We start from the raw sequence: 20944 nt of genomic DNA, 5'->3' as shown, positions 1-20944 counted from the left end.
TGTTTAGATTTGTTTGGCGCAGCTTTGCTGCGTCCGGCGCCGAAGGCGCGAAGTTCATTGATTTGTCATGTGCTTATTCCTTAGCAGTTACGCAACAATTTCTTCACACGCCAAGAAAATCTCATTTCCATCATACTGCAAAGCTGGTCGCTGCTTGACCACGCTGACCACAACCGGTTTTAGGATGAAGTTGGCCATAGCCCGTTGTTCAGATTTAGCCGCGTGGATGATTTCCAGGGTTTTAGGCTGTAGGATTTCATCCAGGTTATTGTTCAAGTTTTGTAGTTCGTCCTTGGTCAGCATAAAGCTTACAGCCAGATATTCGAGCTGGCGCTGTACCAGCTTGAGCATCCGCACGCGGTCTTCTTCCATGAGCTTGCCGGCGATCTTGTTGGTAATGACCGAGGAAATCACCCCACCGATGATGCCGCCTGCGGTGCGGCCGAGCATGGCAGAGACTGGGCCAAATGGGCTGAATACGATGCCGCCGGCAATTGAGCCGATGGTGCCACCGGCAATGCCGGACGACACCACCGCGAGGTTCTTGATGAACTGGGCCTTGGAGATTCGGCCGCGGACCATCTTGACCATATCCGGGCCGGTAGTGACGGCGATCAGCACGATGGAGGTGATCACGGTGCCGCGCAGGGCTTTGTTGAGGCTGTTCTTGGAGCTGACGCCAAAGCCTTTTTGCAGCAGGCTGCGTTTGCTGTGCGACAGCGCTGAGACGTCGATCTTGCTCAGCACCTTCTGCACCACGGCGACCCGGTTGAGCTGTTGGGCGCCAACGTACACGGTCAGGCTTTTGCCGAAGGTTTTGCCGCCCTGGATGGCGGCGACCTTGAGTGCCTGCTTCTTGTCACCAGTGGAGGCGTAGTAGACGCAGGCGCTCAGGGCAAAGCTGATGCCGCCGGCCACCGCGCCAACAATCGCCCCTTCGGCGATGTCATAGGTGACCGATTCAAGGGTACCGAACTTGGTGATGTTCTTGGCCTGGTCGTAGGTCAGATGCCCTTTGACCACCAAGTCTTTGGCCTGCTCGGGGTCGCTGACGCCCGGGACCTTGCCGTCCTTGATCTTGTTTTTCATGGTTTCCACGGCTAGTTCGTACTGGTCCTTGGGCACCTCGATCTGCATGGGCTTGCCCTGGGCGTCCAGGTATTTGTAGCTGCCATTCTGCCCGTCGAACCCGGCCCCAACGCTACGTGCGGCGGTTTGGCAGTATTTGGTTTGCAGGCTGGCGCCATCGACCAGGCGGTCTGCGCCGTTCTTGGCATTGTCGCCGCCAACAAGTTCCGCCTTTTTCATCATCAGCTTGTCGATCCGATGGTTGGCGTTTTCAGCGGCAAAGCCGTGGCCCTGGCCGCCGGTGGCGAACAATTTGTGGTTGGCATCCAGCGCCGCGCCACCGGCCATCAGCACAAAACCACTGGTGGCGGCGCTGTCGAGAAAGTCCTTATAGGGCTTGTCTTTGATTTCCAGGCACAGGTTTTCGGTTTCGCGGCAGGTGCTGGAGCAGAACCATTCACCCTGCTCAGGCACGTGGCCCTCTTCGGCGTGCCCGCAGGAGGTGCATACCCTGATGTTGTCGAGCTGTTTCAGCGGAACGAAGAAGGCGTCGGTGCCAATGCCGTAGATCACGCCCAGCCCTGCGCTGAATTCGAGAAAATCCCGGGCCTGTTCTTGATTCAGGCGGTAGGTCTGGCCGATCAGTTGTACCACGGCATCCAGATCCAGGCGGGCCGATGGGTTGATCATATGTTCGATACGCCGGCGGTTGTGCGCGTCCCACTCGGCCTTGAAGACCCAGGGGTCAGACAGAATCTCGTACTCGTGCAGCACGCCCCGCTCGATCAGCAGGACGATGCAGCCCTGATACAGCGCCTCGGCATCGGCCTGATCCAAGTGATGCTCATCGGCCAGCGTTTTACAGTGTTCCCGGGCGTTGAGTTGCTCGGTTTCGGACAGTGCGGCAAACGCCTGGGTGCAGAAGGTTCGGCGTTCGTGGCTGTCCATCAGGGCGTACAGTTGTACCAGCAAGGCAGCCACCCAGTAAGCACCGCCCAGCCAAGCTTGCAGGCCGTTCAGTGGCTCGATCGCGGCGGCAATCCAGGGTGAGATGATGGCGCACAGGGTCAGCAACAGGGCGGCATGGAACAGCGCCCAGCCTTGCCGCTCTTTCTTGAGCAGCAGGATCTGATTGGCGTTGATTGCATTGAGCCCGCGGGTTTTGAACACCGCACCGATGACCGCCAGCGCCAGCAACAGCGTGATCAGGTTGCGGTAGTAGCCAAAGCCCGAATCCTGCAGCCCGTAGTAACGCCCTTCCAGGTAGACCCAGCCAACCAGCAGGCTGAAACCACTCAGCATCAGGTAAGGCATAACCAGCTTGAGTCGCAGGGCGTTGGCGAACTTTTCCAGCAGAATCGCCAGCAAGGCGGCAGGCCCCATGAACACCGCAGCGACCATACCCAGTACGCCGCCGGCAACTACCACTATGAATTTGAACAGTTTTTTCAACAAGACAATGCCGACAACCAGCACGACCAACCCTAACAAGAGATGCAGCATCTTTCCCCCAAACCGTAAAAAATAAAACCATTAATTATTCTGGTTGCACTTCAAGATAGAAGTTTTAATCATCATCCTACGTGCACATAACGCTTTGCTCACCGGGAAATTAGGAGCGCAGCGAGTAATTTATCCGTGTGCAGCAATTTGTTATGCGATTAAGCAGAATGAGCAAAAGCGTTGGCCATATGGTGAAATTGTGACCAATTCTTGTAGAGAGTTATCTGCACCACCACCTATAGAAAATGAACCTTGCGCTGCAACTAAAAAGCCTCTGGATTTTAAGCGACCTATTGCTCCGACTATTGCATATTGGTCAACTCCAGGCTTATTAATGGCACCTACTTGAGTTTGTTGAGGTTGTGTTTTAATAAATGCCAATATTTCGCACTCTAGAAGAGACATATCTCCTAAAGAATCAAGAAAATACTTTCGCTCATCATAGTTATTAGTAATAGGGCTTTTTAGAGTGTTTTTGAAGTAATTTTTGAAAAACTGACGCTTTTCGTGAGTTGGCTCAACCTCAACCTTTTCATGTAAAGATTCCATTATTGCTTCTAGTGCAATGGGGTCTTGCTTTTCCATTGTCTGAACAGAATCTCGCATTCGCTCAACTTCTTGCGCTAACTCTTGATAGAAAGACTCTAGACGTTTAAAGCGTTTTTCTTGCTTTGTTCCAAAATAAAGAGATGCCATCGGTCCGCCAACATATGGTACCAGCTGCATTCCTGCTTGAAGCACAAGATCTCTTTTCTCATTGTTCGTTAATTTGTCTGACATATGTATCCTTTCGCATAACAGTGATTAGATGGAAGGCGGCATTAATCCGTTAGCAGAGAATTTCATATAACTCCGTAACATCTTCACCGCCGTCGAGTTAAAAGCATCATTACATCATAATGTTACCAGCTTACTTTTCGTAATAGGTGTATTCGCTTGACTTCCTCTTTTTACGCCACCGTTACTACTGTATGAAAAATCAGTTCTCAGCGCACTCTTGGCAAGCGCCGTAAGATCACGCCAGCATGAGCAGGTCAGAAATAAAAATGGGGCCGTCACCATGTTGAGTGGGTCGTAGGCAACTCTCGCTTATCCATTCCATCTGGCATGGCTACCGCCCCTGAATTTCAGCCTCCAGTCTGCTGCGTTTAACCAACGGGATGGGGTTGGCATGGCTCATGGGGTGACTCCTACGAGGCTTTGTTGCCAATCGGGTATATTAGCGGCGGGCAGGCGGAGGGAAAGGACCAGATGGCCGATTTCTGAGCTAGATCGACTAATTAGTCAATAACGACTGATCTGGTATGCAGATGGGGCGGGTGCTGCCATTGGTAAGGAAAACAGTTAGTGGGGAAAAGGGTTGGTGGGTAAAGCGGTAGCGGGTAAAAAACAAGAAGCCCCTGAACGGGGCTTCTCTTTGCTGGCCATGCCGCCACTGTGAACGGCTTGGGTGAGCGACTCGCTGACGCCTTGGCCGGGCGCCAGAGCGAGCTGGTGCGGGCCTACTCTGCGACCTTGTGGAGCCACTCGACCTTGTACTGGGCGCCTGCACCCTGCGCCAGCTTGGCGCAGAGGGGCTTCAAGAAGGCTTCAATCTGCTCGTCCAGCATCCAGGGCGGGCTGATGATCAGCATGCCTGAGCCGTTCATGCCCCAGTCGGCAGTCTGACCGGCCACTTCCAGCTCGGCCACCAGCACGTTGCCGAAGTTCTCCCGCTTGATGGCTCGCAGCATGTCGCGGGATTTGTCCGCCTCCTGCCCGAGGATCGGATACCAGAGGGCGTAGATGCCGGTGGCCCAGCGTTTCTGCGCCTTTTTCAGGGTGTCGACCACGGCGAAGTAATCTTCCTTGAGCTCATAGGGCGGGTCGATCAGCACCAGCCCGCGGCGCGGGGTCGGCGGCAGCAGGGCGATCAGCCCCTCGAAGCCGTCACGGTGGTGCACGGCGACGCGGGGGTCATAGCCCATGTTGGCGCGCAGATCTTCGACCTCGTTGTTGTGCAGCTCCATCAGCGCCAGCTTGTCCTGCTCGCGGGTGAGGCGACGGGAGAGCTCCGGCGAGCCGGGGTAGTAGTGCAGCTCACCGTTCTGGTTCATCTCCTCGATAACGCCGAGATAGGGGGCCATGGCAGACCACTGGGCCCGCTCGTCCCACAGGCGGCCGATGCCGTCGGCATACTCGGCCTTCTTCTGGGACCAGTCACCGCGCAGGTCGTAGAGACCGCCACCGGCATGGGTGTCCAGCACGATGAAGGGTTTCTCCTTCTTCTTGAGGGACTCGATGATCAGGGCCTGAACGGCGTGTTTCAGCACGTCGGCATGGTTGCCGGCGTGAAAGGCGTGGCGGTAGCTCAGCATATTAGATCTCTGAGGGGGCCCTGCTGGGCACCCAGTAACGATAGATAGTTCAACAAATTGCGGCTGTTTCCGCGAAACAGGGAGAGGCTGCGCAGGGTCTGCAACAGGACGCCCTGTTGCAGCCGCTCCAGCTCCAGCTCGTGGGCCAGCATCGACTGATACTGCTGCTCGTCGAGTCGCGTCTTGGCGCTCTGGCGCAGGGCGCGCCACGGGGTTAGCACCGCCTCGGTCTGCACCAACGCCGGTTGCAGGTCGGTCAGATCGACCACGATGCCGAGTTGATCGAGCCGGTGCAGCAGCAGCGCCAGATTGACGTTGCCCCCCTGCTCCTGCACGGTGAGCCAATCCTGGCTGCGCTCACCATAGACCTTGCCGCTCCAGTGCCAGAAGCCGATCGGCGTCGGTAATTCGTGGACCGCGACCCGCTCGCTGGCCATCAGCTGTTCGTCACGCAAAGAAGGCTTGCTCCATGGTTTCCAGCTCTTCGGAGAGGCTCATCCACTCCAGCTCAACTTCTTCCAGCTGCTCCTTGAGGGGGCCCTGGGATTTGAGCAGCTCGGAGAGCTTGGTTTTAGCGCTCTCTTCGTAGATGGCGGGGTCGGCCAGTTGGCTCTCGATGTCGCCAAGCTTGCCCTGCAGCTTCTCCATGCTCGCTTCGAGCTTTTCCAGCTTCTGGCGCAGGGGACGGGTCGCTTGCCGAAACTCCGCCTCGCGCCGTTTCTGATCCTTGCGTGCCACTGCCGAGTTGGCGGAGACCGGGCCATCGGCCGGTTTGGCGTTGGCCTCTTTCTCCTGCTCGCCGAGCCACTTGTGATAGTCGTCCAGATCGCCGTCGAACGGCTCGACCCGGCCACCGTGCACCAGATAGAAGTCATCTGTAGTGGTGCGCAGCAGGTGACGGTCGTGGGAGACCACTACCATGGCCCCTTCGAAGCCTTGCAGCGCCATGGTCAGGGCGTGGCGCATCTCCAGATCCAGGTGGTTGGTCGGTTCATCGAGCAGCAGGAGGTTGGGTTTTTGCCAAGTGATCAGCGCCAGCACCAGTCGCGCTTTTTCGCCGCCGGAGAAGGGGGCTACCTTGTCGAGCGCCTTGTCACCGTGGAAGCCGAAGCTGCCCAGATAGTTGCGCAGCTCCTGCTCGGTCTTGTCTGGCGCGAGGCGGGCCAGATGATCGAGCGGGGAGTCGTCGAGACGCAGGGTCTCCAGCTGATGCTGGGCGAAGTAGCCGATGCTCACCCCGGCGCTCACTTCGAGCTTGCCCGACAGCGGTGGGTTGGAGCCCGACAGCATCTTGATAAAGGTGGACTTACCGGCGCCGTTGCGACCGAGCAGACCGATGCGCGAACCCGGTACCAGATTGAGTTTGATCTTCTCGAGGATCACCTTGTCGCCGTAACCGGCAGAGAGGTTCTCCATGGCGATGAGCGGGGTCGGCAGGGCCGACGGCTCGCGAAACTCGAAGCTGAACTCCGAGTCGGCGTGGGCGGGCAGGATCTTCTCCATCCGCTCCATCGCTTTCAAGCGGCTCTGGGCCTGACGGGCCTTGGAGGCCTTGTAGCGGAAGCGATCCACATACGCCTGCATGTGGGACATCTCCCGCTGCTGCTTCTCGTACATGGACTGCTGCTGGGCCAGATGTTCGGCGCGCTGCAGTTCGAAGTCGGAGTAGCCGCCGGTGTATTCGTTGAGCTTGCCGTTCTCGATATGGATGATGCGGCTGATGACCGAATCGAGGAAATCGCGGTCGTGAGAGATGAGCACCAGCGTGCCCTGATAGCCCTTGAGCCACTTCTCCAGCCAGATCACCGCATCGAGATCCAGGTGGTTGGTCGGTTCATCGAGCAGCAGCAGATCGGAGCGGCAGAGCAGCGCCTGGGCGAGGTTGAGGCGCATGCGCCAGCCACCGGAGAAGCTGCGCACCGGCGAGCTCAACTGCTCGTCGCTGAAACCGAGGCCGTGCAGCAGCTCGGCGGCGCGGGCGCGAATGCTGTAGGCGCCGATGGTGTCGAGCTTGCCGTGCAGCTCGGCCACCAGCAGACCATTGTCATCCTGCTCGGCTTGCACCAGCTGGGCTTCCAGCGAGCGGAACTCCTTGTCGCCGTCGATCACGTACTCGAGCGCGGAGCAGTCGAGCGCCGGAGTCTCCTGCGCGACGCCTGCAATCTGCCAGCCAGCGGGCAGGCTGAAGGTGCCGCTGTCGATGGCCAGCTCGCCCCGTACCAGTGCAAAAAAGGTGGACTTGCCACAGCCGTTTTTGCCCACCAGACCCACTTTGTGGCCGGGGTGAATGGTGGCGGAGGCGTTGTCCAGCAGCTTGCGGCCGCCGCGGATCAGTTCGATTTGACTGGCAACTATCATGGGTGGGATCTGCTTGCTCAAAATGGAGGAGAAAAACTGGCGCGGATCTTACGTGAAATGACGCTGATTTGCACTGTAGCGAAGGGTTGGCCACTGGCTGGCACTGCAAAAACATGCCATAACAGAGAAACCAGGTTGGTTACGGGAGGTTAGCATGCATATCAGGGATATTATGACGACCCGGGTCGCCACCGTTTCAATGGATGATCGACTCCGAGTCATCAGGGATATCTTCGAGCAGGCACACTTTCGCCACCTGCTGGTGCTGGAAGAGGAGGAGCTGGTGGGGGTCATCTCGGATCGGGATCTGTTCCGCGCCATCAGCCCCTATCTCGACTCCGAAGCCGAGATGAGCCGCGATACCGAAACCCTCAACAAGCGGGCCCACCAGATCATGAGTCGTCAGCTCGTCACCATCGCTCCCCATCTCACCGTGCGCGACGGCGTCAAGCTGATGCTGGAGAAGGGGGTCTCCTGCCTGCCGGTGCTGGAGAATGACGCCCTGGTCGGCATCATCAGCTGGAAAGATTTTCTCAAGGCGGCGCTGGAGAGTGACGCGCTGGGCTGAGCCCAGGTACATAACAGTCATCTGTCACCGTAGCTGCTTGTGCCCGTCCTTGAGGGCCATAAGGGTACACGAAATGAATAGAGGGGAGCCAAGGCTCCCCTCTCTCTATGTGGTGGCTGGTGGCGCAGGTAAGTGCACCCCCTGCTGCTTCATCATGACTCCGGGGGCCCCTTGGCCAGGCTGGATGGGCCACTGCCGGAGAGGTGCGGCTGCAAGTGGGTGCGGATCTCCTGCAGAGTACGCTGGTACTGCTGGGCATGTTGATCCAGAAACGCAGGGCTGTGCTTGAGGCGCCGCTCCAGGGTATCGACCAGCAGCGCTACCTTAGGGGCAGCCATGCCCGTCGGCCAGCTGTGTTGCAGCAGTTCCAGCAATTGCCAGGCATCGCCGGGCAGGGCAGGGAACTCCTCCAGCAACTGCAAGCCGGCCTGCAGAGCCAGTTGATAATCACCTTTTTGTATCCCCTGATGGCGGGTCTGGCGCAAGCTGGTCAGGCGCTGCTCCCGCGTCGTCAACCGTTGGCCCAGTTCCGTTAGCAGATGGTGAAACAGTTTACGGGTCAGTGGGTGGGGCGCGACACGGTCACGGTAGTGTGCCAGTTGGGCGAGATAACGCTGGGCATGATGGGGCAGGCCACAAAACTGACAGACGGCAAAGCCCAACAACAGGGTGAGATGGTTCTCGCTCGCCTGGTTGGGTTGATGGTGGGCGATCAGGATCAACGCCTCGTCGAAGCAGTAATCCAGTCCCTGCATCAGTGCTTGCAGCAGCTCGTACTCCTGGGGAGGCAGGTTCACTGTTCGCTGCAGGTGGGTCCACTCCTGTTTCAGGGAGCGGATCCGGTTGCTGGACGGTGCATGCCACAGTACCGCCAGCATGGCATTGATCATGAAGTGGTCGATGGCCAACCGGACGCGCAGCTCACTGAAATAGTGAAGATTCAGGGTGCTGGCTTGTTCCAGTACCTTCCTCTCGTCTTGCTGTAACAGTCCCAGAATCATGGCCAGCTGATGCCAGCGTGGTTGATGAGGGCGGACTTGCTGCAGCTGCACCATGGTCTCCCAGGCTGCCTGCCACTGATGTTGGTGCAGCTGGCTGGCGAGTTGCAGCTCCAGTCGGGTGGCGGTCGGCAATATGGCCTGATGACGCTGCAAGTCAGTTTCGGCACTCTGCAGTTTGCCCAATCCCAACATGGCGTAAAACAGTCCGACCCTTGGCCAGCTTGCCCGATACTCGTTGGCGCAGAGGGCATAATGCTGAGCGGCAGTGAGCTGTTCGCTGGATTGCAGCAGCAGGTAGCCCTTGAACCGATCCAGCCAGGGGGCAAGGGGGCGGTTGTCCCGTTGATAGAGCAGGTCTTCACAGAGTGCGGTCGCCAGTTTCCACTCCCGCAGCAGGGCCGGAGGGGCGAGGGTGTGGGTCATTTTGCTCAGTTGTGCCAACTGCTTGAGCACAGTCGTGAGCTCTCCTGCCATGAAGGGGAGTGGCAGATGGAGGGAGAAGTAGAGGTCCGAGGGGAGAAAATCCTGCTCGTTCTGGTCCGCATCCAGCAACAACAGGACGCAGGCGGGTTGCAGCAGGCCGAGGTAGTGTGCCTCATGCAGCAGGCGGGCGCCGTCATGGCCCAGTTTTCTATTTTGCTGGCAGACAATGGCATCGAATGGCTGTTGTTGCAGCAGGGTGAGCAGACCGCTGCGTTCCTGACCCGGATGGCTGTGGTGGTGGATCCGTTCAGCAGGAATACCCTGTTCGGTCAGTTCTCTGGTGATGGCGCTACGGAGCAGGGGATCCTCTTCGAGCAGCAGTATCGTCATGCACGCGTCCTTTCAATACTCCACGAGTAGATCAGAGTAGACCCAAGAGGAACATAGCGACAACTCTGCGGAGGGAGGAAAAGTGACAGTAGTCAGCGCGGGAAGGGAGAGGGCACTATAGGTGGTTACCGGGAGCCATGTACCCCGGTGAGAAAGACACACTCTGTTTGACGGATCAGGTGTGAACCACTCCCTAGTTTCCCTTGCCAGCTGACTTCGAGCTTGCCGAGGCGGCCCAGATGGCGCAGCTCGAACTCGTAGCGCTGGCAGAGGTTGTCCTGAGGTAGGCTCGCCATCCCCGCTGGCAGTCGGTATTGATAGCGCAGGAGTGGCCCATCTTCCAGCTTGCTGGCCACCGGCACCAGCCCCTCTGGGGTGGGCTGCGGCGCCCCGAGTGCGCGGCGCAAACTGAGCGGCGCATCGATCGCCTTTTGATAGTGCAGGCCGTTCATCGCCGCCAGCTCCTCTTCCAGCTGTTGCAACTCCCCTTCCAGTCCATTGAGCGCGGCCCCCAGCTGCTGGTGGGTCGTTGACGAGGCACAGCCACCCAGCAACAGGGTGGCAAGCAGCAGGGCGGCTCTGATGGGGGGCACGGCATCTCCTTGGCTATGACGATGAAGCGTGAAGGTCAGGTCGGTTGGCCCTGACTATAGCAGGGGATTGCTGGGGGGCGTCCCCTGCAGCAGTTGGGCCAGACGGGCCAGCCCCTCGCCGACCCGGGCGTCGGTGGCGGGTTGGCTCAGGCTCAGGCGCACCCCCTGCGGAGCGGCAAACTGACCGGCGGCGAAGTGTTCCCCGCTCGCCACGCCAACGTCAAGGGCATCGGCGGCAGCGGCAAACTGCTGGCTGCGCCAGGGCTCCGGCAGCGGCAGCCAGGCGTGCATGCTGCCCGGCTGCCAGCGGGCGGCAGGCAGCAGGTGGCGCAGCAGTTCGCCGCGGCGTTTGAGGATCTCCCGCTGCTGCTCGACCAGCGGCATGATCTGGCGCTGACTGACCATTTTGCAGGCGAGCTCGATCAGCAGCGGGCTCACCATCCAGCTCGACAGCCGCATGGTCTGGGCGAAGGCGCTGCGCAGGGCAGGGGGCGTCAGCACGAAGCCGACCCGCAGGCCGCCGCAGGCGATCTTGGCCAGACTGCCCAGATAGATGACCCGCTCCGGCGCCAGATTGACCAGAGGGATCACCGGTTGCTGGGGCAGCAGGCCGTTGACGTCATCCTCGATGATCAGCAGATCGTGGCGACGGGCGATGGCGACGATGGCCTCCCGCCGCGCCAGACTCATAATGGCGGTGGTGGGGTTTTGCAGGGTTGGCGTGAGGTAGAGCAGCTTGGCCCGGCGGGTGCGGCAGGCGGCGTCCAGCGCTTCGGGCAGCAGCCCCTCCTCGTCCATCGCGAGCCCCACCACCTGATTCTTCAGCTGGCGGGCGTTGCCCAGCATACCGGGGTAGCTCAGCCCCTCGCACAGGATGGTCTCCCCCACGCACTGGGTAGCCAGCAGCGCCAGCATGATGCCGTGCTGGGCGCCGTGGCTGAACAGCAGGCGATCCTCACTGCAGGCTACCCCTTGCTCCGCCAGCCAGTTGACGAACTGCTGGCGCTGATCCGGTCGTCCCGCCTCCTTGTCGTAGCCGAGCAGGGCGTTGAGATCCCCGTCCGCCACTTCCCCCAGCATGGGGCGAATGATGGCCGCCCGATCCAGCTGCACCGGCAGGTTCTGCCACAGCTCGATGCGGTGCCCCTCCTCCTGGCGGATCACCCACTCATTGGCGGGATCTGTGTTCGCTCCCTTGACCCAGGTGCCGTGGCCCACCCGGGCGGCCAGCAGGCCGCGCCGCTCCGCCTCGCTGTAGGCGCGGGTGACGGTGCCGACGGTGACGCCTAGGCGATCCGCCAGGGATCTGTGGGTAGGCAATCGGGTCTGCGGTGGCAGCTCGCCATTCGCGATCCCCTGTTCGATCGCTTTGACCAGCTTGAGGTAGAGGGGGCCATCGAAGGCCGCAAGGTCGGGTGTCCAGATTGTCACGGTGACAATAAATCCATTGATCAAAATTTGTTGTCAATATAGCGTGAATTTCAACCTGATAACAACCAAATAGCACACATTGTATCGATACAATGTGGCAAGTAAGGAGTCACAATATGACGATGGAGTGGTATGTCACCCTGTTCGGTTTTGCCGTACTCACCTGCGGTACGCCGGGGCCCAACAACCTGATGCTGACGGCCTCCGGCGCCAACTTCGGGGTGCGCCGCACCCTGCCACATCTGCTCGGGGTGGGGTTGGGGCAGCCGGTGCTGCAACTGGTGCTGGCGCTGGGGCTCTATCCGCTGTTCGAGCGCTGGCCCTTGTTGCGCCTCGGTTTGCAGATCTTCGGCAGCCTCTATCTGCTCTGGCTGGCGTGGCGTATCGCGGTGGCCGGGGCGCCGGGGGATCCGGCCCGGTGCGCCCGTCCGCTAACCATGCTGGAGGGGCTGGGCTTTCAGTTCCTCAATCCCAAGGCGTGGATGATGGGGATCTCCGCCATCAGTCTGTTCAGCCTGCCCGGCGCCAGTTACTGGTCGAGTCAGCTGGCAGTGATGGTTATGTTTGTGCTGGTGGCCCTGCCGGTCTGCTTTGTCTGGGTACTGTTCGGCCATCAGCTGAGCAACTGGATCAGCTCGGATCGGGGCTGGCGGCGACTCAACGGTTCTCTCGGTCTGCTGACGGCGCTCTGCGTGGTGATGCTCTGGTATTGAGTCGTGTTGCGCTGATGGGGGAGGTGGCCGAGAAAGAGGCATTTCTGACTTGTCGCCAAGGGGTTGGCTCTGCATATTAGAAGGCTTTCCCCATAACGGGGGCGTTGCATCGACAAGAGGTTGAGATGGATCTGAACTGGTTACTGCCCCTGGCGGGGTTTGCCCTGGTTACCTGCGGCACGCCTGGGCCCAACAATATGTTGCTCACCAGCGCCGGGGCGGCGCAGGGTTTTCGTCGCACGATTCCCCTGCTGGTTGGGGTGGTCGGGGGGATCAATCTGATGATCCTCGCTACCGCGCTGGGGCTTGGCGTGGTGTTCGAGAAGGTGCCGCTGCTGCACGACGGCCTCAAGCTTATCGGTTCGGCCTATCTGCTCTGGCTGGCGTGGAAGGTGGCGACCGCCAGCGGCCCGGCCGAGGGCAACCGTCCGCTCATTCCCGCTCATCAGGGGGCCATGCTGCAACTGCTCAATCCCAAGGCATGGATGATGGCGCTCTCCGCCATCAGCGGTTTCACTCTGGCGGGGGAGGCTTACTGGCCCTCCGCGCTCTGGGTGTTGGTGATCTTCTTTATTACCGGCCTCTACACCGGGGCGTTCTGGGTGCTTTTTGGTGCCCAGGTGCGGCAAATCATCCGCACTGCCCGGGGTTGGCGGCGTTTCAATCTCGGCATGGGGCTGGCGACGGCCGCCTGTGTCGCGATGATCTGGATTTAGCCCGGGGTTGGCCCGGGCCTTTACCGGCTGTCTTGTTGGCCCTGCGGGGCCTTTTTTATATCGTCCGCGTGGCCTTGCCTGCAAGGTGGCGTGGTTCTGCCCTCCCTTGGGATGAAAGGAGTTCCTATGAAATGTATCGGTCTGTTGGGTGGCATGAGCTGGGAGTCCACCGTCAGTTACTATCAGGCGCTCAATCGCGGGGTGCGTGCGCAGCTTGGCGGTTTGCACTCGGCGCGGGTGCTGCTCAATAGCGTCGACTTTGCCGGTATCGAGCGGTTGCAGCATGCCGGTGACTGGCCCGCTACCGCCCGTCTGCTGGCGGCGGAGGCGCGCAAGTTGCAGGATGGCGGCGCCGATTTCTTGCTGATCGGCACCAACACCATGCACAAGGTGGCCCCCGAGATTGAGGCCGCCATCGATATCCCGCTGCTCCATATCGCCGATGCCACCGCGGCCAAATTGCGGGCGGACGGGATAACCCGGGTCGGCCTGCTCGGTACCCGCTTCACCATGGAGCAGGATTTTTACAAGGGGCGCTTGCAGGATCGCTTCGGGTTGGCGGTGCTGGTACCCGATGAGGCCGGGCGGGAGCGGGTACACAGGATCATTTATGACGAGCTCTGTCTGGGGGAGATCCGCGAATCGTCGCGGGCCGAGTATCTGGCCATTATCGAGGGGCTGGCGGCCGCGGGTGCCGAGGCGGTGATCCTTGGCTGCACCGAGATTGCCCTGCTGGTGGGGGATGCCCGGGCGGCGGTGCCGCTCTACGACACCACTGCCATCCATGCTGAAGCGGCGGTCGCGCTGGCACTGGCAGCTGATTAATAAACTGGTCAGATCTCACTATTCATGCTTGTCTCATACCCCTTGCCATAAAAGCGTGTAAAATTGCGCCCTGAATTTTCCCCGGCCAACGCGGGTTGGCTGCGGTTTCCTAGCATGCAAGGCTGACATTGTGACTGAAGTAGATAGATTCGCGGATATTCGCCCCTACCGCGATGAAGAAGTGCCGGCAGCCATCGAACGGCTGATCCAGGATGATGAATTTATCGGCGCCATCGCCAAGTATCGTTTCGGTTCCCTGATGAGCTGGCTGGGTTGGGCCATTCGCCCGATGATCCGCCTGTTCCTGCGCCGCAAATGGTCAAAAGTGACCACAGTGCATCAGGTCCAGATGGGGGTCACCCGGTACATGTCCCGCATGATCGCCACCTCCACCAAGGGGGTGACCTTCTCCGGGATCGAGCATCTGAAGAAAGAGCAGGGCTATCTGTTTGTCTCCAACCACAGAGACATCGCCATGGATCCGGCGTTCGTCAACTGGGGGCTGCACACCCACGGTTTCGATACCGTGCGCATCGCCATCGGTGACAATCTGCTGCGCAAACCCTGCGCCACCGAGCTGATGAAGCTCAACAAGAGCTTTATCGTCAAACGCTCCGCCAAGGGGCCGCGGGAGATGATGAAGGCGCTCGGCGAGCTGTCTGCCTATATCGGCAATTCGGTTCACGAAGGTCACTCCATCTGGATTGCCCAGAAGGAAGGACGCGCCAAGAATGGCGATGACAAGACAGATCCCGCCATCCTCAAGATGTTCTACGTCGACGGCAAGAAGCAGAAGATCGACTTCGTCGACTACATGCGCAGCCTCAATATCGTGCCGGTCAGCATCAGCTACGAGCTGGACCCGACCGACAAGGCGAAGGCGCGCGAGCTCTACGAGAAGTCGGTCAACGGCAGCTATGAGAAGGGCGAGTTCGAGGATATCGAGAGTATCGTCGCCGGTATCGTCGGCATGAAGGGGCGGGTACACGTCTCCTTCGGTGCGCCGATCACCGAAGGATTCAGCGATCCGGACGAACTGGCCGCGCTGATCGACAAGGCGATCTGGAGTAGCTACCACCTCTTCCCCAGCAACTATCTGGCGGCAGATGTCTCCGGCAAGGCCAATACCATCGAGCAGGCGGCCTTCCTGACCCGTCAGTCAGAGGTGCCGGAAGAGCACAAGGCGATCTGGCGGGCCATGTACGCCAAACCGGTGGAAAATGCCCAAAAGGCTTGAATGAAACCGGTTGTTAAACGGTTTTGCGAAAAAAACGGGCGCTGATGCGCCCGTTTTTGCGTCTGGTCAAAGTCGAGGGGGAAAGGGTGGTGAATAATATGGTTTCAGCTGGTACGATCACTATGAAAATGGGATTATGTCTCTTGGCAAGGTGCTGACGAGTGTGTAACAGTGCCCATATAGCTGAACATGAGCAAAAGCTCTAAACCGGTTTGCACGGATTGCAGACGGCATTATTGAAGGACCTGTCACAGGTCCTTTTTCATTGGCTGGCAAAGATGCCGCCCAGATATACCTAACAGGAAACAGACGCCATGATCACCGGTAGCCTGAACACCCTGCAGCGGACGCCGCTGCCCGCCCCGCTGGCCCATATCATGGCCGAGGTGGTGAAGAGCGTGGCTCACTGGGGTGACGCTCCGCTCGGCAAGACCGAGATTGATGGCCTGAACCTGTTCTGTCTGGTGAGTGAGGATCTGACCGAGCCAGCCGCGGATCGCCGTGGCGAATTCCATCAGCAGTATCTCGATATCCAGTTGCTGCTGCGCGGTGAAGAGTGGATAGGTGTGGGCCCCCACGACTACGTGAGCGACGGCGCCGACCATCCCCATCCTGACCTCTGGTTTGTCGATGACGAGCAGACCAGCTATCTGGCGCTGCAACCGGGCGATTTCGCCATCTTCTGGCCGGGCGAGCTGCACCGCCCGCTCTGTACCTTCAACCAGCCCGCCAAGGTGAAGAAGCTGGTGGTCAAGGTACACAAGGATCTGCTGGCTATCGCCTGAGCATTCCCATTGAGGCGAGCCCTGCGCAGCTGATGCGTTGAGACTCGCAAGCATTGAAACCAGTGATACGCACCACAAGTTGCGATGACTCTTTCAAGAGCAAGAATTGAAAAATTGGACGCACCCTCCTGCGACCATAAGCCCCCGGCAGGGGAATCCCATCCTCTTTTGGATGACACGACACTGTCGGCATAAAGCCGAAGCACAGGAAGATGTAGAAAATGAGCAAGTTGGTATTGATCCTTAACTGCGGTAGCTCTTCCCTGAAATTTGCCGTAATGGACGCCGAAACAGGTGAGGACATGCTGTCCGGCCTGGCCGAATGCTTCAATCTGGATGATGCACGTATCAAATGGAAACTCCACGGGGTCAAGGGCGAAGCCATGCTGGGAGCGGGTGCCGCTCACCAGGAGGCCCTAGACCATATCGTGGGTCACATCCTGCCGCAGGATCCGACTCTTGCCGAGCAACTGGTGGCCATCGGTCACCGAATCGTACACGGTGGCGAGCAGTTCTCCCGCTCCGTGCGTATCGATGACGGCGTGATCGCCGGTATCGAAGCCGCCATTCCGTTCGCCCCGCTGCACAACCCGGCACACCTCATCGGTATTCGCGCCGCGCTGAAAGTGTTCCCGCAGCTGTCCGAGAAGAACGTGGCCGTCTTCGACACCGCCTTCCACCAGACCCTGCCGCAAGAGGCCTACCTCTATGCGCTGCCGCACAAGCTCTACCGCGAACACGGCATCCGTCGTTACGGTGCCCACGGTACTTCTCACCGCTACATCGCGGAAGAAGCCGCAAAAGAGCTGGGCAAGCCGTTGAATGAACTGAACATCATCAACTGCCACCTGGGTAACGGTGCCTCTGTCTGCGCCATCAAGAACGGCGAATCCGTTGACACCTCCATGGGTCTGACTCCTCTGGAAGGTCTGGCGATGGGTACCCGCTCCGGTGATATCGATCCGGCCGTGGTCTTCTTCATGCACGACCAGCTCGGTTACAGCGTTGAGCAGATCAACCACACCCTGACCCGTGAGTCCGGTCTGTTGGGGATGACCGAAGCGAGCAGCGATTGCCGCTACGTCACCACCAACTACGCCACCGACGCCGGTGCCAAGCGCGCGCTGGATGTCTTCACCTACCGTGTGGCCAAGTATGTCGGTGCCTACGCCGCTGCGATGGACGGTCGTCTGGACGCCGTGGTCTTCACCGGCGGTATCGGTGAGAACGCCGCCATGGTGCGCGAGATGGTGCTGAACCGCCTGGCTCTGTTCGGCTTCAAGGTGGACAAAGAGGCCAACAACGCCGCGGTACTGGGTGGCGAAGGTCGCATCACCACCGCCGACAGCCGTTGCGCCATGGTGATCCCAACCAACGAAGAGCTGGTCATCGCTCGCGATGCCCTGAGCCTGGTCTGCTAAGTCAGCCTCGCTTTGAAACAACGCCCGGCCTGTGCCGGGCGTTGTCATTTCTGGCGTACGCCGATTTGACATGGGGGAGGGGAGCGGTACCCTGACCACCACTGTTTTTGCAGCCAGCGGGCTGCCCGGTTCGGGAGAGAGCAATGAAAGAGGCGTTTTTTAACTGGTTGTCGGGCCTTGGGGTGGAGGTGACCAGCCTGATGGCGCTGGTGATCGCACTGGGCTTTATAGTCATCACCTCGTTGCTGCTGCACATGGCGCTGCACCGGGTACTGCTGGTCCGGCTGGTGGGGATCCTCGGCAAGGCCAAGCAGGTGTGGCTGCCGCCCCAGCTGCAACAGCGCCTCTTCAACCGGCTCGCCTTTGTGCTGCAGGGGGCCGTGCTGCTCGGTCAGGCGGAGATCTGGCTACCCCGCCAATCGGATAGCCTCAAGCTTATCGAGATGGTGGCCCAGCTCTGGATTTTGCTGTTCCTGCTGCTGGCCTTCTTCGCCCTGCTCGACTGCCTGTTGTCGGTGAGCCGTTACACCCGCCTTGGCCGGGATTTGCCCCTGCGCGGCATCTTCCAGGGGGCCAAGTTGGTAGGCAGCATTCTGGTGGGCATCCTGATGATCGCCCTGCTGCTCGGCAAGTCGCCGCTGTTCCTGTTCAGCGGTCTGGGTGCCATGACCGCAGTGCTGATGCTGGTATTCAAGGACCCTATCCTCGGGCTGGTGGCGGGGATCCAGCTCTCCGCCAACCGGATGCTGAGCGTCGGTGACTGGCTGCAGATGGACAAGTACGGCGCCGATGGCGAGGTGACCGACATCGGGCTTACCACGGTCAAAGTGTCGAACTGGGACAAGACCATTACCACCATTCCTACCTATGCCCTGATCTCCGACTCTTTCAAGAACTGGCAGGGGATGACCGAGTCGGGCGGCCGCCGCATCAAGCGCAGCGTCAATATCGACATGACCAGTGTGCGCTTTCTGACGGCCGAGGAGCAGTTGCAGCTCAAGCAGGCCCAACTGCTGGCACCCTATCTCAGCCGCAAGGAGCAGGAGCTGAGTGCCTACAACCAGCAGCTGAGCGATGCCCTGAGCTGCCCCATCAACGGTCGTCACCTCACCAACCTCGGCACCCTGCGCGCCTATCTGGATGCCTACCTGCGTGCCCACCCCGGCATTCGCAAGGACATGACCCTGATGGTGCGCCAGCTGGCACCCACGTCAGACGGTCTGCCGCTGGAAATTTACTGCTTTACCGCGACAACGGCATGGGCCGATTACGAAGGGATCCAGGCCGATATTTTCGACCATATCTTCGCCATCATTGAGCAATTTCATCTGCGGTTGCATCAATCTCCCACAGGTTACGACATGCGTGCCTGGCAACGGGGATAAACAGGGAAATGGGGCGGGTCGGGGACGCGGAAAAAACCGCATATTAATCATCGACCCGTCGCCACTTGTCAGTTGAAATTTGCCGTGCAGAGGAGAAAAATGGCGGCCTTCTCTTCGCGCCCCTGATCCCCTCTTGATCAGCTGCCAGCCCAGAGACGTCACTTCAAGTCATCATCATGGGAAAGTTATGAAGCTCCTTCGCAATAGTGTGGCAACACTCTGCTACAGCCTGCTGCTGACCGCTGCGCCGGTTTTCGCTGTTGAATATGCTCTGCCTGCGGCCAACAGCCGTTTGGTAGGGGAAAATCTGGAATACGTGGTTCCGGCCGAAGAGAACGGCCAGCCGCTGGAGGCCATTGCGGCCAAATTCCAGCTGGGGCTCACCAACATGACCGAAGCCAACCCCGATGCGGATCCCCTGCTGGTACAGACCGGCGAGAAGCTGGTGATCCCCCAGCAACTGATCCTGCCGGATGCACCCCGTGAAGGGATCGTGCTGAACGTGGCCGAGATGCGCCTCTACTACTACCCCAAGGGTAAAAAAGTGGTGGAAGTGCTGCCCATCGGCATCGGCCAGCTCGGCACCGATACTCCGGAAAACTGGGTGACCAGCGTGCAGCGCAAGAAAGCGGGCCCGACCTGGACCCCGACCGCCAAGATGCATGCCGAATACGCCGCCCGTGGCGAGAGCCTGCCTGCGGTATGGCCGGCCGGTCCGGACAACCCCATGGGTCTGTTCGCCCTCTACATCGGCAAGATGTACGCCATTCACGGTACCAACGCCAACTTCGGCATCGGCCTGCGGGTGAGCCACGGCTGTGTGCGCCTGCGCAACGATGACATCGCCTATCTGTTCAAGCAGGTACCGGTCGGTACTCGCGTCCAGTTCGTCAACCAGCCGATCAAGGCCTCTCTCGAGCCCAACGGTGTCCGCTATCTGGAAGTGCATCAGCCGCTGTCGCGCAGCGAAGAGGAGTTCAACTCCAAGCTGCCGGCACCGCTGCCGATGACCCCGGCGGTGACCCGCTTCATTGCCCACGCCGACAGCGACTCCCAACTGGTGAAGCAGGCGCTGGAGCAGCGCAACGGCATGCCGATGGCGATCAACCGCTAACGGCAAATCCCCGTCACGACAAAGGGCGAACAGCAAGCTGTTCGCCCTTTTTGTTTCTGCTGCGTTGACTCAGCTTCGCAGCAGATTTGCCTGCAGCTCGCTGCCGAGCTGATCGAGCAGCTGGTAGCGCGCCTTGTAGCTGGCCCGCTTGCGGGAGGGGATCTCCTCCAGCGTCTTGCGGGGCACCTCCAGCGGCAGGCTCATCCAGAGTTCATCCTGCACGCTGCCCTGATGCTCCTGCCACAAGCCGTCGAGGTCGAACTTGACCCGATCGGCGGTGCGCTTGCTGCTCTGATAGACGTGGCTTTGGGTGCGGATCCCGAGCAGGCTCTTGCACGCCAGCCCCCGGGCCAGCTCGGCGGCCATATAGACCAGCAGGGACATGGGGCGCAGCCCGCCGCACGCCTTGGTGACCTGCTTGATCTCCTCGCTCTGCCCCTTGCCGCCCTGCAGCGAGCAGATCTCGAGGGTCGGGTTCGGCGCGGGGCGCAGATTGAGGGCCATGTAATAGAGCGCCGCGTCACCCAGCTTGAGGGTCAGGCTCATCTCCCCCTCTTTGCCCATGTGGGTTTGGTAATCCAGTTGCAGGGTCAGCGGTGCCGTCAGCTTGTCGCTCTGCCACTGGGCCAGCAGCAGGCCGCGCCCGCTGTAGATTGCCAGTTGTTGCGCCTTGGGCAGCTGACGTGCCAGCTGCTGGTAGTGGCCGCTGATAAGCCCGGCTCGCAGGCGCTTGCGGAGCCCCTTGTGGCGATAGGGGTGGATCGGCTTTTCCAGAATATCGGGGAAGCGGCTGATCGCCTGCGCCAGCAGCGGTTGCTCCTGCTGCTGGCGATAGAGTGCGCGGGCGCCGGGATTGAGCCAGAGACGCCCCACATACTTGGCCCGTCGGATGAGATGACCCGACTCCTCCACCGGATGAAGGCGGCGGGCGAGGGTTCGCAGGTGTGACAGATGAAATGACATGGTGCCGACCTCTGGCTGGTGTGATGAGACAGGGCGGGGAGTGTAGGAGCGGGGCGCTGGCTTGTAAAAAAATGGATAGTAACAAAATGTGAA

At 59.8% G+C, this 20944-nt stretch carries 18 protein-coding genes; 9 read left to right on the top strand and 9 right to left on the bottom strand.

Features of this window, described 5'->3' with window-relative positions:
* Window positions 1-87: 87 nt before the first annotated feature.
* The 5 genes from I6L44_RS12710 to I6L44_RS12690 form a co-directional block, all read right to left on the bottom strand.
* The gene (locus tag I6L44_RS12710) at window positions 88-2571 is read right to left on the bottom strand and encodes a hypothetical protein (protein ID WP_216952015.1); all 2484 of its coding nucleotides are present in this window, start codon (window positions 2569-2571) and stop codon (window positions 88-90) included.
* A 150-nt stretch (window positions 2572-2721) separates the two neighbouring features.
* On the bottom strand, window positions 2722-3351 hold the full coding sequence (locus I6L44_RS12705; protein WP_201995639.1) for a hypothetical protein: 630 nt from the start codon (window positions 3349-3351) through the stop codon (window positions 2722-2724).
* Between the two features lie 722 nt (window positions 3352-4073).
* Window positions 4074-4928 (bottom strand): 23S rRNA (adenine(2030)-N(6))-methyltransferase RlmJ, encoded by an 855-nt coding sequence (locus I6L44_RS12700; RefSeq protein ID WP_216952014.1) that lies wholly within the window; start codon window positions 4926-4928, stop codon window positions 4074-4076.
* On the bottom strand, window positions 4922-5383 hold the full coding sequence (locus tag I6L44_RS12695) for a DUF2390 domain-containing protein (protein ID WP_005343337.1): 462 nt from the start codon (window positions 5381-5383) through the stop codon (window positions 4922-4924). The genes I6L44_RS12700 and I6L44_RS12695 overlap by 7 nt, the downstream gene beginning before the upstream one ends.
* Window positions 5376-7286 carry an ABC transporter ATP-binding protein gene (locus I6L44_RS12690; RefSeq protein WP_216952013.1) on the bottom strand — a complete coding sequence of 637 codons (1911 nt, stop codon included), beginning with the start codon at window positions 7284-7286 and terminating at the stop codon, window positions 5376-5378. The genes I6L44_RS12695 and I6L44_RS12690 overlap by 8 nt, the downstream gene beginning before the upstream one ends.
* Before the next feature lie 154 nt (window positions 7287-7440).
* Between I6L44_RS12690 and I6L44_RS12685 the strand changes: the two genes are divergently transcribed.
* The gene (locus I6L44_RS12685) at window positions 7441-7854 is read left to right on the top strand and encodes a CBS domain-containing protein (RefSeq protein ID WP_216952012.1); all 414 of its coding nucleotides are present in this window, start codon (window positions 7441-7443) and stop codon (window positions 7852-7854) included.
* Window positions 7855-8006: 152 nt separating this feature from the next.
* Here the strand turns inward: I6L44_RS12685 and I6L44_RS12680 are convergent, their stop codons facing one another.
* From I6L44_RS12680 to I6L44_RS12670, 3 genes are all read right to left on the bottom strand, one after another.
* Window positions 8007-9668 (bottom strand): hypothetical protein, encoded by a 1662-nt coding sequence (locus tag I6L44_RS12680; protein WP_216952011.1) that lies wholly within the window; start codon window positions 9666-9668, stop codon window positions 8007-8009.
* A 125-nt stretch (window positions 9669-9793) separates the two neighbouring features.
* Window positions 9794-10261 carry a hypothetical protein gene (locus tag I6L44_RS12675; protein ID WP_216952010.1) on the bottom strand — a complete coding sequence of 156 codons (468 nt, stop codon included), beginning with the start codon at window positions 10259-10261 and terminating at the stop codon, window positions 9794-9796.
* A gap of 54 nt (window positions 10262-10315) precedes the next feature.
* On the bottom strand, window positions 10316-11692 hold the full coding sequence (locus tag I6L44_RS12670; RefSeq protein ID WP_216952009.1) for a PLP-dependent aminotransferase family protein: 1377 nt from the start codon (window positions 11690-11692) through the stop codon (window positions 10316-10318).
* 116 nt (window positions 11693-11808) lie between these two features.
* On the opposite strand from I6L44_RS12670, the gene I6L44_RS12665 reads away from it, so the two are divergent.
* The 8 genes from I6L44_RS12665 (at window position 11809) to I6L44_RS12630 (ending at window position 19888) form a co-directional block, all read left to right on the top strand.
* A complete protein-coding gene (locus I6L44_RS12665) occupies window positions 11809-12405 on the top strand; it encodes a LysE family translocator (protein WP_216952008.1) in 597 nt (198 codons plus the stop codon).
* Between the two features lie 125 nt (window positions 12406-12530).
* Window positions 12531-13121 (top strand): LysE family translocator, encoded by a 591-nt coding sequence (locus I6L44_RS12660; RefSeq protein WP_088868534.1) that lies wholly within the window; start codon window positions 12531-12533, stop codon window positions 13119-13121.
* A 126-nt stretch (window positions 13122-13247) separates the two neighbouring features.
* Window positions 13248-13946 (top strand): aspartate/glutamate racemase family protein, encoded by a 699-nt coding sequence (locus I6L44_RS12655; protein WP_216952007.1) that lies wholly within the window; start codon window positions 13248-13250, stop codon window positions 13944-13946.
* 130 nt (window positions 13947-14076) lie between these two features.
* Window positions 14077-15183 (top strand): 1-acyl-sn-glycerol-3-phosphate acyltransferase, encoded by a 1107-nt coding sequence (locus I6L44_RS12650; protein ID WP_042084524.1) that lies wholly within the window; start codon window positions 14077-14079, stop codon window positions 15181-15183.
* 314 nt (window positions 15184-15497) lie between these two features.
* Window positions 15498-15968 carry a YhcH/YjgK/YiaL family protein gene (locus tag I6L44_RS12645; protein ID WP_124928596.1) on the top strand — a complete coding sequence of 157 codons (471 nt, stop codon included), beginning with the start codon at window positions 15498-15500 and terminating at the stop codon, window positions 15966-15968.
* A 221-nt stretch (window positions 15969-16189) separates the two neighbouring features.
* A complete protein-coding gene (locus tag I6L44_RS12640; protein ID WP_005354534.1) occupies window positions 16190-17389 on the top strand; it encodes an acetate kinase in 1200 nt (399 codons plus the stop codon).
* Between the two features lie 143 nt (window positions 17390-17532).
* Window positions 17533-18774, top strand: coding sequence for a mechanosensitive ion channel family protein (locus I6L44_RS12635; protein WP_005335524.1), 1242 nt, complete (start codon window positions 17533-17535; stop codon window positions 18772-18774).
* Window positions 18775-18961: 187 nt separating this feature from the next.
* On the top strand, window positions 18962-19888 hold the full coding sequence (locus I6L44_RS12630) for a L,D-transpeptidase family protein (RefSeq protein WP_005354531.1): 927 nt from the start codon (window positions 18962-18964) through the stop codon (window positions 19886-19888).
* A 69-nt stretch (window positions 19889-19957) separates the two neighbouring features.
* Here I6L44_RS12630 and I6L44_RS12625 read toward each other — a convergent pair whose 3' ends face one another.
* Window positions 19958-20851, bottom strand: coding sequence for a DUF535 family protein (locus I6L44_RS12625; protein ID WP_216952006.1), 894 nt, complete (start codon window positions 20849-20851; stop codon window positions 19958-19960).
* Between the last annotated feature and the right edge of the window lie 93 nt (window positions 20852-20944).

Origin of the sequence: Aeromonas sp. FDAARGOS 1414, assembly GCF_019047065.1 — a bacterium.
GTDB classification, from domain to species: Bacteria; Pseudomonadota; Gammaproteobacteria; order Enterobacterales; family Aeromonadaceae; genus Aeromonas; species Aeromonas veronii_A.
Note: the sequence above shows the minus strand (reverse complement) of the source record. Positions and strands in the feature narration are given on the sequence as shown.

What these genes read in the sequence shown, in the direction of transcription:
- I6L44_RS12710 (WP_216952015.1), bottom strand. Translation starts at nt 2,571, where the DNA reads ATGCTGCATCTCTTGTTAGGGTTGGTCGTGCTGGTTGTCGGCATTGTC.
- I6L44_RS12705 (WP_201995639.1), bottom strand. Translation starts at nt 3,351, where the DNA reads ATGTCAGACAAATTAACGAACAATGAGAAAAGAGATCTTGTGCTTCAA.
- I6L44_RS12700 (WP_216952014.1), bottom strand. Translation starts at nt 4,928, where the DNA reads ATGCTGAGCTACCGCCACGCCTTTCACGCCGGCAACCATGCCGACGTG.
- I6L44_RS12690 (WP_216952013.1), bottom strand. Translation starts at nt 7,286, where the DNA reads ATGATAGTTGCCAGTCAAATCGAACTGATCCGCGGCGGCCGCAAGCTG.
- I6L44_RS12685 (WP_216952012.1), top strand. Translation starts at nt 7,441, where the DNA reads ATGCATATCAGGGATATTATGACGACCCGGGTCGCCACCGTTTCAATG.
- I6L44_RS12680 (WP_216952011.1), bottom strand. Translation starts at nt 9,668, where the DNA reads ATGACGATACTGCTGCTCGAAGAGGATCCCCTGCTCCGTAGCGCCATC.
- I6L44_RS12665 (WP_216952008.1), top strand. Translation starts at nt 11,809, where the DNA reads ATGACGATGGAGTGGTATGTCACCCTGTTCGGTTTTGCCGTACTCACC.
- I6L44_RS12660 (WP_088868534.1), top strand. Translation starts at nt 12,531, where the DNA reads ATGGATCTGAACTGGTTACTGCCCCTGGCGGGGTTTGCCCTGGTTACC.
- I6L44_RS12655 (WP_216952007.1), top strand. Translation starts at nt 13,248, where the DNA reads ATGAAATGTATCGGTCTGTTGGGTGGCATGAGCTGGGAGTCCACCGTC.
- I6L44_RS12645 (WP_124928596.1), top strand. Translation starts at nt 15,498, where the DNA reads ATGATCACCGGTAGCCTGAACACCCTGCAGCGGACGCCGCTGCCCGCC.
- I6L44_RS12640 (WP_005354534.1), top strand. Translation starts at nt 16,190, where the DNA reads ATGAGCAAGTTGGTATTGATCCTTAACTGCGGTAGCTCTTCCCTGAAA.
- I6L44_RS12635 (WP_005335524.1), top strand. Translation starts at nt 17,533, where the DNA reads ATGAAAGAGGCGTTTTTTAACTGGTTGTCGGGCCTTGGGGTGGAGGTG.
- I6L44_RS12630 (WP_005354531.1), top strand. Translation starts at nt 18,962, where the DNA reads ATGAAGCTCCTTCGCAATAGTGTGGCAACACTCTGCTACAGCCTGCTG.
- I6L44_RS12625 (WP_216952006.1), bottom strand. Translation starts at nt 20,851, where the DNA reads ATGTCATTTCATCTGTCACACCTGCGAACCCTCGCCCGCCGCCTTCAT.